7 protein-coding genes are annotated in these 14,617 nt (G+C 46.7%); all 7 read left to right on the plus strand.

The window, feature by feature from the left end:
* Positions 1-13 precede the first annotated feature (13 nt).
* The 7 genes from GO755_RS00900 to GO755_RS00930 all read left to right on the plus strand — a co-directional run bounded on the left by GO755_RS00900 (position 14) and on the right by GO755_RS00930 (position 14,616).
* Entirely contained in the window at positions 14-3,499 is a 3,486-nt protein-coding gene (locus tag GO755_RS00900) for a SusC/RagA family TonB-linked outer membrane protein (RefSeq protein ID WP_227686823.1), read from the plus strand.
* Positions 3,500-3,526: 27 nt separating this feature from the next.
* A complete protein-coding gene (locus GO755_RS00905) occupies positions 3,527-4,966 on the plus strand; it encodes a RagB/SusD family nutrient uptake outer membrane protein (protein ID WP_157582687.1) in 1,440 nt (479 codons plus the stop codon).
* 155 nt (positions 4,967-5,121) lie between these two features.
* On the plus strand, positions 5,122-7,434 hold the full coding sequence (locus GO755_RS00910) for a GH92 family glycosyl hydrolase (RefSeq protein ID WP_157582688.1): 2,313 nt from the start codon (positions 5,122-5,124) through the stop codon (positions 7,432-7,434).
* Between the two features lie 145 nt (positions 7,435-7,579).
* Complete coding sequence (locus GO755_RS00915; protein WP_157582689.1) at positions 7,580-9,877, plus strand: GH92 family glycosyl hydrolase; 2,298 nt, start codon at positions 7,580-7,582, stop codon at positions 9,875-9,877.
* Between the two features lie 152 nt (positions 9,878-10,029).
* Positions 10,030-11,799, plus strand: a complete 1,770-nt coding sequence (locus GO755_RS00920; protein WP_157582690.1) for an L-lactate permease — start codon at positions 10,030-10,032, stop codon at positions 11,797-11,799.
* A gap of 28 nt (positions 11,800-11,827) precedes the next feature.
* On the plus strand, positions 11,828-13,462 hold the full coding sequence (locus GO755_RS00925) for a hypothetical protein (RefSeq protein ID WP_157582691.1): 1,635 nt from the start codon (positions 11,828-11,830) through the stop codon (positions 13,460-13,462).
* Between the two features lie 257 nt (positions 13,463-13,719).
* Positions 13,720-14,616 (plus strand): NAD(P)-dependent oxidoreductase, encoded by an 897-nt coding sequence (locus GO755_RS00930; RefSeq protein ID WP_157582692.1) that lies wholly within the window; start codon positions 13,720-13,722, stop codon positions 14,614-14,616.
* Position 14,617 lies beyond the last annotated feature (1 nt).

The following is a 14,617-nucleotide window of genomic DNA, read 5'->3' on the forward strand; positions in this document are numbered from 1 at the left end:
TCCCTGTTAGATCATGAGATACTTTTTACGGGTAACTCGAAAAACGTTGCTACACAGCTTTTTTCTGTTTGTATGCTATCAGGCACCCGCCCAACTGCTGGCTAGCTCAAAAATGACCACAACGGGTACCCAAACCGTACCTGCTGCCACAACGCTTTCATTACGTGAGGTTCTAATTCAGTTCAAAGCCCGTTACCATGTCGATATCCTTTTTGAGGATCGGCTCGTCAATCAACCGGTGAACGCATCCGTTATTGAGACAACGGCGACGCTGGAAGAGAATTTAACGAAGGTGCTTCATCCATATGATCTTCGCTTTAAAAAAATAAGAGAAGGCGTTTATGTGATTGTGAAAAGCAGGAAGGCTCAAACTACGGTCAACCAAGTTCTGCCAAACGCTTCGGAGACCACGGGAATTCTGTCGACAGCACCCCTTAACCGAACTACGCTACCGGCCTATAGTTCGCTGGATATGCATGTTCCTGCACTGGCCGAGACAACGATACAGGGGACCGTAACAGACGAAAAAGGCGAGAATTTACCCGGTGTGAGCATTGTGGTAAAAGGCACTCAAAAAGGAACGACCAGCGACGCAGACGGTAAGTATAAACTGGATGTACCGAATACGTCGGCTATACTCATCTTTAGTTTTGTAGGCTACCTGCCTCTGGAAGTGGCCATTGGTAATCGCACTGTTGTCGATGTTACGCTTAAAATAGATAATAAAACCCTCGATGAGATCGTCGTTGTGGGCTATGGAGCAGTCAAAAAGAAAGATTTGACGGGCTCCGTTGGCGTAATAAGCAGCAAAGAGGTAAAGGATTTGGGTGTGACCCGTATTGAGCAGGGGTTGGCGGGTCGGGTAGCGGGCGTTCAGGTGAAAGCTGTTTCGGGTGAGCCAGGTGCTGCCCCGCAAATTCGGGTACGAGGAATCGGTAGTATCTCGGCGGGCGCTGGTCCTCTCTACGTCGTCGATGGTTTTCCGACCGATAACATTCAGACCTTAAACCCGAATGATATCGAAACTCTGGATATACTGAAAGATGCTTCTGCAACGGCAATCTACGGATCTCGGGGCTCAAACGGGGTTGTGATTATCAACACCAAACGGGGAAAGTCGGGCAAAGCAGCCATTACACTCGATACGTATTATGGCTGGCAGAAAGTGTCGAAAGTGCCCATTATGAAGAACTCGCTTCAACAGGCTCAGTTTTTTTATGATGGCATGCGAAATAAGAATCTGGACGCTGGTAAAGATGTGACAGGGCCTGCAACCGCCTGGTTTACACCAGTTCCCACTATTATTATGGATGTGCTGGAAGGACGAAACACAACCGATGAAAATTCGCTGGATAAGGTACTGGTTACCGCACCCCAGCGTCAGATTCAGCTGTCGGCAACGGGTGGTTCCGAAAATGTACGGTATGCGGTCAGTGGTGAGTATTTCAACCAGGATGGGATTATCATAAATAGTGGTTTCAAACGGTATTCGCTTCGGACCAATATTGACGCCCAGCTGTCAAAAAGGCTGTCTCTAAAACTAAATTTCAATCCGTCGTATACAGATCAACGTTCGCTTCCATCAACGGGCGTTAGTGGTGGTACGGCCAGTACGTTAGGCATTGTAGCTTCTACGTTACAAATTCACAATTTCCGCCCGTTGCTGGATGCTAATGGCAATTATTTCAATTACGCAGGTCTGGCCGATATGGCTGATATCTATAACCCGTTGGCCGTTGCTCAGGAAACAATTACGTCCCAAAAAGGGCTTCGCCTGCTGGGTAATATCAACCTCGACTATCAAATTATGGACGGACTAAAGTTCAACGTTCTGATAGGAGGGAGCCTCATCAGTGGGAAGGGCATGTATTTCAGACCTCAGCGTGTTTACTTCGCCAATGAGTTAGCGTTAGGAACTGATAATTCCTCTCTGACGACGAACTGGCTTACGGAGTACACACTGAATTACACGAAAAGTTTTAACAAGCATTCATTTGCGGCCCTGGCGGGTTACACAGTTCAGAAAGAACATGGTGAGTCTAATTTGCTGAGCAGCAATAAGTTTCCTAATAATCTAGTGCCTACATTAAGTGCGGTGGGTGGACTCATCACCAACGGTACATCAAGCATTTATGAGTGGTCTTTGCTATCGTATCTGGCAAGGGTGAATTACAATTACAACAGTAAATACTACGTAACTACATCCATTCGTACCGATGGATCGTCCCGCTTTGGTGCTCAAAATAAATATGGTTTATTCCCATCGGTAGCGCTGGCCTGGCGTATTTCGGATGAAAATTTCCTGAAAAACGTACGGAGCCTCAATGAACTAAAACTACGAACCAGTTACGGGGTAACAGGAAATAATAATATTGGCAATTATGACCAGTATGGCACCATTACCTATGAAAATTACGGACTTGGGAACTCGGTTGCCACTGCCATTGCACCCGGACGAATTGGCAATCCGTCGTTAACCTGGGAAACGCAAACATCCATAAATTTTGGTGTCGATGCCAGTTTCTTCAATAACCGGATTAGCGGCTCGATCGACCATTTTCAATCGAAGAATACCAACCTGCTGTTAAATGTAAATATCCCGAATAATACTGGCTTTAGTACAGCTTTACAGAACATTGGAGAAGTGAAAAACACGGGCTGGGAATTTGTTTTAAGTACCGTAAACGTTGACCGGAAAATTAAATGGTCAACAGATTTTAACCTCTCTACCTACCGCAATAAAGTCGTGAAATTAGGCCCACAGGGCGATCCTATTTACTCGGGCAACAACGTTACCCAGATTGGGCAGCCAATTGGTATGTTTTACGGGTGGTTGACGGATGGCATCTTTAAAACCCAGGCAGAACTGGATAAAGGGCCGTTTTATAATCCAACTGGCAGCGACCGTTCGCACGTTGGCGATATCCGATTCGTGGATATCAATGGCGATGGCGTCATTACGAATGCGGATAAAACGATCATGGGATCGCCCTATCCTGATTTTTATTATGGCATGACAAACCGTGTTAGCTATAAAAATATCAGCTTGAGCTTTACACTTCAGGGCTCGCAGGGGAGTATGGTGTATAATACGTCTCGGGGCGGAGGCAATAGCGGACGGGCTCGTGTGAGAGGCTATGCATTCAGCAACAATTACTGGAAATCGGAACAGGACCCTGGTGATGGAAAGACCCCAAGACCAAACGATACGCCTACCGGTGGTGTTCGTCTGCCAAGTCAATTGTTTCTGGATACAGGCACCTACCTGCGGGTAAATAACATTTCACTAGCCTACGTATTGCCAGGAAACATTGTGCAAAAACTTGGACTTGGGTCACTCCGGGTCTATGTAAACGCAACGAACCCGTTCATAATCACGAAAAACACGGCGTTTAACCCTGATGTCAGTACGACGGATAATCCATTAACGCCGGGCGTTGAGGCTAACGACTACCCGTTGCCCAAAAGCTTACTCATCGGTTTAAATGTAGGATTTTAATAAAGGCACTCCGTAAAAACTACGAACATGAAAAAAATAGCCTGCCTTGTCCTCTTCGTATCCATGCTTACCATGTCGTGCCAGAAGGACTTTATTGAATTGAATCCGATATCTACCGTAAGTGTTGACGCTGTTTACAAAACCGATAAAGATTTTCAGGACGCGGTGGTTGGTGTATACAGCATGCTCCGCAATCAGTACCAGGATTTCTGGATCTTTGGCGATTTGCGCGCCGATGATTCGTGGCACGCACTTGGGAACGATGCCTTTCTGATTTCGGTGGATAAGTTCAACATGAACAGCGATGCGGCCCTGATGATATCCAGCTGGCGGAATTATTATAGCGCCATTAGCCGGGCTAATCTTATTCTATCGAAAATAGAATCCGCCGATCCGGCTGTCGTCACCAATAAAGACAGACACATTGGCGAAGCGAAGTTTTTGCGGGCTTTTGCGTACTTTGATCTGGTGCGCATCTATGGCGATGTGCCTCTAAACACCAAACCAACAACGATTGAGGAAGGCTACACCAAAACGCGTGAGAAGGTAGATAAGATTTACGACGATCTTATTATCAAAGACTTATTAGAAGCAGAAGCGAAGCTCCCTGCGAAATACACGGGAGTTGATGTAGGCCGGGCAACGAAAGGAGCGGCAAAAGCGATTCTGGGACGGGTGTATATGACACGGAAGGATTTTGTAAAAGCAGAAGCTAAATTTCAGGAAGTGACAACTCTGGGTTATTCGCTTCTGCCCAACTACAAAGACCTGTTCGATTACACCAAAGATGAGCACCACAGTGAGTACGTATTTGATATCGAATACCAGGATGGTAACCTGGGGGCAGGAAGTGGGTTTTCGAATAAGTTTTTGCCAAAATCAGCCAACTCGTTAGCAGAAACCTTCTATGGTATTAAGGGGGGAGCAGGCGAACAAAATACCCCAACCCTTGCTCTGTTTGATTCCTTTGACCCCGCTGATCCAAGACGGGATGTGACCGTAGCGAAAGGATACACCGATAACAACGGCGTTTTTCAGGGTTTCCTGCAAATTGCAACCTTTACCAAAAAATACCTGGCTATTACCAACTCCCTGAACGACAGTAAAGTAAACTGGAAGGTAATCCGTTATGCCGATGTCTTATTAATGTATGCTGAAGCCCTGAACGAAAACGGCAAAACCGATCTGGCGCTTACCTACCTGAATCAGGTACGTACCCGCGCAAAAATGCCTGCGTATACGACAATGACAAAAGATGAATTACGTACGAAGATATATGATGAGCGGGTATACGAATTGTCGATGGAAGGAGTCCGCTGGTTTGATCTGGCTAGAACCGATCGGTTAACGACGGTGATGGGACCACTTGGTTTTAAGGCGTTTAACGGTATTTTTCCAATTCCATTAGTCGAAATTCAAATCATTAATAACCCGGCTGTTTTACCACAGAATCCGGGGTATAATTAATTAGTGCATCATGTTACTCTCCCCTCTCCCGTTTTGGGCGGTCCGCCGTTGCGGGAGGGGCCGGGGGTGAGGGAAAAGCGGCTAATTCTGTAGTTACCCTCACCCCAACCCCTCTCCCAGAACGGGAGAGGGGCTACTAAAAATTGAACCTACTCATGAGCTTTAGAATCAAGACCATATTCACCCTGTCAATCCTTCTTTCTCTAACAGGAATTCAAATTGGCTATGCTCAACAAAAAAAGAAGTCTCTGCCCGCTACGTCAACAACTGGCATAAACTACATTGATCCGACCATTGGGAATGTGGCGCCTTTCTACAATACCAATCGGCCCATTGTTCAGTTGCCCAATCAGATGGTGCGGATGTTCCCCAAACGGCAGGATCATCTGGATATGCAGATTACCGACTTCCCGATGTCGTCCCTGAATATCATTACACCACAGGTAATTTTCGCGATCAAGCCCTATGCGGGTGCGTTAGCCGATACAGGCTGGTACCGGCGGTTGACCTACGATCATGACCTGGAAGTTACCCAACCCTGGTACTATTCGGTGAAGCTGACGGATGATGATATACTGACCGAATACACGGCTGGAGAAAAAACGGGTATTTACCGATTTACTTTCCCGACCGGCACAAAGAAAAACCTGCTGTTGTCGCATTATTACGCAAAAGGAAAGTATGACTTGACTGATGGCAATACCCTAACTGGAGTTGAATTCGTAGATGATGCGAATCACCAGCAGAAAGGCATGGCTTATTTGTATGGAAAGGTCTCTGGCAAGCCCGAAAGTGGAAAAAAGCAGGGGGAGAAAGATTGGGGTCGCTATACAGTTCTCGGGCCTCCACAAAAACATAAAAAAGTAGATGGCGAACGGGCATACTTTAGCTACGCCGAATCTGATGCGCCGGTGCAGGAATTCCGCTACGCTATTTCATTCATTAGTCCTGAACAGGCAAAGAAGAATTTTGACAAAGAACTAACCGGCGTTACGTTCGATCAGCTTAAAGAAAAAGGCAAAGCTGCCTGGGAAAAAACAATTGGACAAGTGCAGGTGGAAGGAGGGACCGATGCCCAGAAACGGAGTTTCTATACGGCTCTCTATCGCTGTTACGCTCGCATGGTCGATATGTCGGAAGAAGGGAAATACTTCAGTGGCTACGACAAGAAGGTGCATGAGGACAACCGATCATTCTACACGGATGATTACACCTGGGGCAACTACCTGGCGTTGCACCCGTTGCGCTCAATCCTCGATCCAAAACGCGAAGCCGACATTCTACAGACGTATGTGCGTATGTATCAGGAAAGCGGCTGGATACCCGAATATCCAAAATTCTTTGGTGATCGGGCGGGGATGTTCGGGTTCAAATCCATGGTGGTATTTCTGGATGCTTATCGCAAAGGAATCCGGAATTTTGATACCAAAACGGCATTGGAGGGCATGGTGAAAAGCGCCGATAAACGAACCATGCTGCCGCACCGGAACGATCCGAAAGGAGCCTTAGATGATTTCTACTACGCAAAAGGTTATTATCCTGCACTCCGCCCCGGCGAAGCAGAAACCGACTCCGTTGCTAAACTCCACGGCAACGGTCAACGTCGGTCGGCTGTTGCTATTACGTTGGGAAACAGCTACGATAGCTGGGCGTTGAGCGAATTCGGAAAGGAACTGGGCAATCAGGATGTGTATAAAAAATATGCTCCACGGGCGCAGAACTATAAGAACGTCTGGCATGCTAAAACCGGTTTTTTCATACCAAAAGACGCAAATGGCAACTGGATTGAAATCGACCCCAAGTTTGATGGTGGCCACGCCGGTAATGACTATTACAATGAAAACAACGGCTGGAGTTATCGCTGGAATGTTCAGCAGGATATCAAGGGCTTTACCGAGTTAATGGGTGGGCCAGACAAACTGGAACAAAACCTCGACCAGCTTTTCCGGGAAGGTCTCGATCGTAGTAAGCCTGTTTTCTGGGAAAAATTTCCCGATCAGACGGGTATGATCGGCCAGTTTGCGATGGGTAATCAGGTAACCTTCTTCATTCCCTACCTGTTCAATTACACCAATTCGCCCTGGAAAACTCAGAAATACACCCGACTCCTGCTCGATACCTGGTTCCAGGATACCATCTTCGGTGTTCCTGGTGATGAAGATGGCGGGTCAATGTCTTCATTCGTAGTCTTCTCGGCCATGGGTTTTTACCCAACCACACCCGGATTACCCCGCTATAGCATTACGAGCCCTCTGTTTACCAAAGTGAGCATTGATTTGCCGAATGGCAAGAAATTTACCTTGCTGGCTCCCAAGTCGTCGCGCCGAAACAAGTACATCCAATCGGCAACCATGAATGGCAAACCGTTGACCTCACTTTCGTTTTCGCACGATGAGTTGATGAATGGCGGCACGCTGGTACTGGATATGGGCGAGAAGACCGATAAGAAGTGGGGAATAACGTATTGAAAACCAAACTATTTTTCTGTCATCTCGACGAAAGGAGAGATCTCGAACTTCCTAATTAGTCAAGCTTAAGATCTCTCCTTTCGTCGAGATGACAGAAATGGCTTGCATTTAACCTGACTCGTTCAATTTCAAAATAAATCGAACAATGCTCCACGATAAGTTAAGGAAACTAGTTTTAACCACCCTGATTGTTGCTTCCAGCTTGGGCCAACTCAGCTTAGCCCAAACAACTAAAGTAAGCAGTACAGGCATTAATTACATCGACCCAACCATTGGAAACGTAGCGCCTTTATTGAACACCAATCGGCCTATTGTCCATCTGCCCAATCAGATGGTGCGCGTGTTTCCGCATCGGCAGGATCATCTGGATATGCAGATCACCGACTTCCCGATGCTGTGCCAGAATATCATTACACCCCAGATGATTTTTGCCATAAAACCGTCTGTCGGAAACGTAGCGGATACCGCCTGGTATAGTCGTCTGACCTACGATCATGATCTGGAAGTAACTCAGCCTTGGTACTACTCGGTGAAATTGACGGACGATGATATTCTGACGGAATATACAGCAGGTGCAAAAACGGGTATCTACCGATTTACTTTTCCAGCTGGTGTCAAAAAGAACCTCCTGTTATCGCATTACTATGCAAACGGAAAATATGAACTCCAGGATGGCAATAAACTCATTGGTACAGAGTTCGTTGTCGATGCCATCCATGACCAAAAAGGAATGGCTTATCTCTATGGCGTTTTTACGGGAAAGCCACAAACAGGTAAGAAAGACGGCGAAAAAGACTGGGGGAAATACACGGTTAGTGGAGTGCCGGAAAAGCCTAAGAAAATGGCTGGCGAACGGGCCTTTGCCAGCTACGGCGAAAGCGATAGTCCCATTGTTGAATTCCGCTACGCTGTTTCGTTTGTCAGCCCCGAACAAGCGAAGAAGAATTTTGACAAAGAGCTAACCGGCGTTACGTTCGATCAGCTTAAAGCGAAGGGCAAAGCTGCCTGGGAAAAAACGATTGGTCAGATAAAAGTAGAAGGGGGCACTGAGGCTCAGAAGCGCAGTTTTTACACCGCTCTCTATCGCTGTTACGTCCGAATGATTGACTTTTCGGAGAATGGGAAATATTTCAGTGGTGCCGATAAGCAGGTGCATGACGCCACTCGCCCTTTCTACAACGATGACTATACCTGGGGCAACTACCTGGCCCTACACCCTTTACGCTCAATTCTCGACCCAAAACGGGAAGCCGATATGCTTCAGTCGTACGTGACCATGTACCAGCAAAGTGGCTGGATGCCTGAGTATCCGAGACCTTTTGGTGATCGCCCAGGGATGTTTGGGTTCAAATCATCAGTGATGTTTCTGGATGCGTATCGAAAAGGGATTCGAAATTTCGATGTCAAAACGGCCTTTGAAGGCATGCTCAAAAACGCTGAACAGGCAACCATGCTCCCCTTCAGAAATGGACCAAAAGGTGACCTTGAAGAGTTTTATTACAAAAAAGGATATTATCCAGCACTCCATCCTGGTGAGGCAGAAACCGATGCCTTTGCCTCACAAAAGTCTGGTCAGAAACGGTCGTCGGTGGCTATAACTTTAGGTGATGCCTATGATAGCTGGGCGTTGAGTGAACTTGGTAAGGAATTGGGTAATCAGGATGTGTATAAAAAGTATGCACCCCGGGCGCAAAACTATAAGAACGTTTGGCAGGAAAAAACGGGCTTCTTTATGCCCAAAGACGCTAAAGGCGATTGGATCAATATTGATCCCAAATTTGACGGTGGCCACAACGGGTTTGATTACTACAATGAAAACAACGGCTGGAGTTATATGTGGAATGTTCAGCAGGATTTCAAAGGGCTGAGAGAGTTGATGGGTGGAGCGGATAAAATGGAGCAGAAACTCGACCAGCTTTTCCGGGAAGGACTCGATCGCAGTAAGCCCGTTTTCTGGGAGAAATGGCCCAACCAGACGGGTATGATCGGTCAATTTGCGATGGGCAATCAGGTGACTTTCTTTATTCCCTACATTTTTAATTATACCAACTCACCGTGGAAAACTCAGAAATACACCCGACTCCTGCTCGATACCTGGTTTCAGGACAACATCTTCGGTGTTCCTGGTGATGAGGATGGTGGGTCAATGTCTTCATTCGTGGTCTTTTCAGCTATGGGTTTCTATCCTATTACACCCGGCATTCCCCGCTACAGCATTACCAGTCCACTGTTCACCAAAGTGAGCATTGATTTGCCCAACGGCAAGAAATTTACCTTGCTGGCCCCCAAGTCGTCGCGCCGAAACAAATACATCCAATCGGCAACCATGAATGGCAAACCGTTGACATCACTTTCGTTTTCGCATGATGAATTGATGAACGGGGGCACGCTGGTATTGGATATGGGTGAGAAGACCGATAAGAAGTGGGCGATGCAAAACTGAGTTTTTTAACATAAAGACGCAGAGAATACAGAGGTTAAATAGTTAGCAATCAATGTCTTGTTGCTTTGTGTTCTCAGTGCTGTAACGACGAACGGCCCCATGTTGAAAAACTGAACCTACTTATTAGTGAATACCTAAATGCAGTTAATCCTATGAAATGGACGCAGGTTATTGACCCATTGAATAATATAGCGTTGTCCGTACTGATTGCGGCAGTGCCCATTCTCTTTATTTTCTGGGCATTGATCATCAAAAAAATGAAGGGCTACCAAGCCAGCCTGATTGCTATTGTCATTGCCACACTCATTGCGATTCTTGTGTACGGCATGCCTGTAAAACTGGCCGTCATCTCCATTGGGCATGGCGCTTTATATGGCATTTTCCCGATCTGCTGGCTGGTGACCATGTCTGTCTTTCTTTTCAACCTAACCGTTAAAAGCGGTCAATTTGAGATTATTAAGCACTTCATGGCGTCCATCACTTCCGACCGACGATTGCAGGCGCTGCTAATTGCCTTTTCGTTTGGCTCGTTTCTGGAAGGTACGGCAGGTTTTGGTGCACCGGTTGCCATCACAGCCGCCATGTTGGTTGGCTTAGGATTCAACCCACTCTATGCGTCGGGAATTTGCCTGATTGCCAATACAGCTCCCGTTGCATTTGGCTCAATCGGCATTCCCATTACGGTAGCTTCACAGGTGTCAGGAATTCCAGAGTTGCCTATCTCGCAAATGGTAGGACGCACGTTGCCGCTACTGTCGATATTACTGCCGTTTTATTTGGTAACGATTATTTCTGGCTTTAAAAAGGCGCAGGAGGTTTTACCGGCTGTGCTGGTGTCGGGCATCTCGTTTGCCTTTCTGCAATGGTTCTCCTCTAACTATTTAGGCCCCTCTCTCCCCGACGTAATTGCGGGACTGGGTTCAATTGTCTGCCTGATGGTTTTCCTGCGATTCTGGAAGCCAAAAGTGGTGTGGCGATTTGCCAACGAGCCAGCCCCTACTGTCAATACTAACATCAGGTATACGAATGGGCAAATGCTGCGGGCCTGGTCGCCGTTTATGGTGCTGACGATTATGGTTATTGCCTGGGGCATGCAACCCATCAAGGACGTGCTCAACTCAATCGGCATGTTTCAGTTCGAAGTACCGGGTCTACATAATGCCATTCAGGATAAAGAGGGTGTTTTGTTGCCTAAACTATTCAAAGTCAATTATTTATCAGCTGCAGGAACGGCCATACTCATTGCTGACCTCATCGCTATTCCGCTTATCGGACTAACGTATCGTGAAGGAGCGCAGGTATTTGCCGCTACGGTCAATCAGTTGAAGTTTCCGATTCTGACGATAGCTGCTGTACTGGGATTCGCTTACATCGTGAATGATTCCGGCATTACGCTCACGCTGGCGGCTGTGCTGGCTAACACGGGCTTTTTATTCCCATTCTTTGCCCCGGTTTTGGGTTGGCTAGGCGTTTTCATTACGGGCTCCGATACATCGGCTAACGCGCTGTTCAGCAAACTTCAATACGCTACAGCAGCCTCTATCGGTGTCGACCCGGTGGTGACGGTTGCTGCTAACGTATCGGGTGGAGTAGTTGGTAAAATGATTTCGCCACAGTCGATCGCGGTAGCTGCCGCGGCTGGCGATTTAGTCGGGAAAGAATCCGAACTCTTTCGTTTTACGGTGAAACACAGTTTTATCATGCTGAGTGTCATCTGTGTTATCACGCTGGCGCAGGCTTATGCTGTCAAATGGATCATTCCGGTGTATGAGATGCTCAATAGTACGAAGATCGTTGCCACCCCAGATGCATCGCGGGGGTATGTGTACCTTCTTGGGTTAGCCATTCTATTAGTTGCTCTGGCTTCAACCATTGTTGTCATGACGAAGAAGAAGCCTCAAACCCCAAACTTGGTAAGCTGATATTTTCCTCTTAACTCAATTAAGCGCGATGAAACGATTCTTTTTCGGCAAAGAAGGTCTTCTGACAGCCTTTGCATTGCTGTGTATCGCAAACGTAAATGCACAGGTAATACAGCGTTCTAATGTACCTGCTCCAAATTTCGAAGTTACCGGGAGTATTTACCCCTGGGAAGTGCACGATGAAGGTATCGACCTTATCCTCGACAATATGACCAGCATAGCCGGTGTAAATTCCGTGTATATGCTGGCGGTTATGCACCAGGAGCACCGGCCTTTCAACAATGATAAACTGCCGGGGACATTCACATTTAACCATAATCCGATTCGTCGGGAATGGGATGCCGAAGACTCCAGAGCTTATTTTCGGCCACAAATGAGCCTGTACGGGCGGATTAAGCCGATGTTTTCAAAGTATGCCTGGCTCAATGAAACCGATTGGTTAAAGCTGGTTCTGGACAAAGCGCATGCACGTGGTCTTCGGGCGGGAGCTGAAGTTTCTCATACCTATATTCCGGTCGAATACCTGAATCAACATGAAGAATTTAAACAACGGGATATTAATAATAACCCCGTTGAGCGGCCCTGTACCAATCATCCGGATGTGCGGGAATACCTGGTAGCTCTTTACGGCGATCTGGCCAAAAATTACGATGTAGACTACGTTCAGACGTGTATGTTGCTGTTTAGTCGATCCGATGATCCCGTGAAAGGCGGCACTTGTTTCTGTGAATCCTGCAAGCGGAAAGCCAAATCAATGGGCTTCGATATGGAGGCTGCCATCCCCGTTCTAAAAGACAATCCGTATGCACAACCGCAGCTGGATAACTGGCGCAAATTTCGGATAGCATCCACGACAGAAATCTATAAGTTAGTGACCGATAAGCTACACGAGATAAATCCAAAGATTGATTTTCGCTTAAATGACCTCAACGACCGAACATCTGGCCTACAACTCGAAGAGCTGAAGAACAACATCAACTCCGTTCACTTATCGACCCACACGGAGCAAAACGGTTATCAGAAAGGAGATCGAAAATCCAGAATAGCTACCACGAAATATTTTATGGGAAATGATATGCCCATTATTCCAGGTGTTCCTACCCGCTTGCTCACAACCCCTGAAATCGTGAAATCAAGCATTAAAATTTCGGTAGATGGGGGCGCTAAGGGAATTGGTATCAAGCATTATGATGGCTCGCCTTATTCTTTATTACGGGCTGTCAGGAATGGGCTTAGCGAAGCGGGTGTTGCCGGATTTACGCCAATTTCGGGTATGGAGGTCGAAACTATGACGCTCTCGGGCTATACTGCCGACAGGTTCCTGATTGAACCTTGTGTGCAGACGACCACTAAAGGAACGGCGAAATCAACCTTTACAAATCCATCGGGTGTTTATGATATTGTGGTTTCGTATGCCGATGAAAAAGGCGGGCAAGCCAATTTGGCCGTATCGGTTGCCGGTAAACAAAAAGCAACCTGGCAACTAACGGAAGACGTTGATTGCTGGAGACGAAAAACGATTCCTGGTATAAAAATTAATACAGGCGATGAAATTGAACTAGTTGGCATTGCCAACGGTAGCGAAACGGCCCGCGTCGATTTTATCGAATTTATAGCACAACCCGTGGCTGGAAAATCGAAAACGACGGCGAAAACGCACTGAGTTTGTATGTATGGGTACAACCACTAATCTTCTATCCATTACATTGTTTTACATCATAGGTTGGATTTGGAAAGCATGGCAGACCTTCTGCTGTGCTTTTTTACCCTACAACTGCCCTCAACGGGTTTAGCTGCTTAAGAAAGTCAAAGAAGTAATCGCGAATAGAACGCAGATTTTCATGATCTGTATGAGTAAAGTATGATCTTGGAAATCATATAGATCATACAAAAGGCTGGTAATTTTTTAATAGTAACGTAATGACTACAGACAAAGTAATCGGATGGATTGGTACCGGGCTTATGGGGAAGCCTATGGTTAAGCACCTGTTAAAAGCAGGCTATAAGGTCAATATCCAGAATCGGACAAAAAGTAAGGCATTGGAATTGATCGATTTAGGTTGCACCTGGTTCGACACACCCGCTGAGGTTGCTGCTGACTCTGACGTGGTTGTCACCATCATTGGTTCGCCAACTGATGTGGAGGAGTGTTATTTTGGACAGGAAGGCATCATCAACGCTGTAAAACCCGGTACCATTCTGATCGATATGACAACGACGAAACCAAGTCTTGCCATAAAGATATCGGAGGTGGCTGGTAAGCAGGGTGTCCAATTTATCGATGCCCCCGTTTCGGGCGGTGAAGTGGGAGCAATCAATGGTACGTTGTCCATTATGATTGGGGGCGATAAACAGGTCGCTGATTCAGTCCTTCCTTTATTTGAGACGTTCGGAAAAAATATAGTATTCCAGGGCCCATCTGGCTCGGGGCAACACACCAAAATGTGCAATCAGATTACCATTGCCGGTACCTTGATTGGCGTTTGTGAAGGGTTGATTTATGGCCTGAAAGCGGGGCTTAATCTGACAACAATGCTTGAGTCAATCTCCAAAGGAGCAGCCGGTTGCTGGAGTCTGGATGTGTTGGCCCCGAAAATTGTCAAAGGCGATTATTCACCTGGATTTTCAGTCGATAATTTTGTGAAGGACCTGCGCATTGCACTTGAAGAAGCTGATGCCATGAAATTATCCTTACCTGGTCTGGCGTTGGTTAAACAACTCTACGTATCTATTCAGGCAATGGACAAAGGTTCGTCGGGCAACCAGGCATTATACCTCGCGCTCGAGAAGCTATCTGCTATGGACGATAAATTGTAAA

The organism is Spirosoma arboris, from assembly GCF_009754945.1.
Taxonomy (GTDB): domain Bacteria; phylum Bacteroidota; class Bacteroidia; order Cytophagales; family Spirosomataceae; genus Spirosoma; species Spirosoma arboris.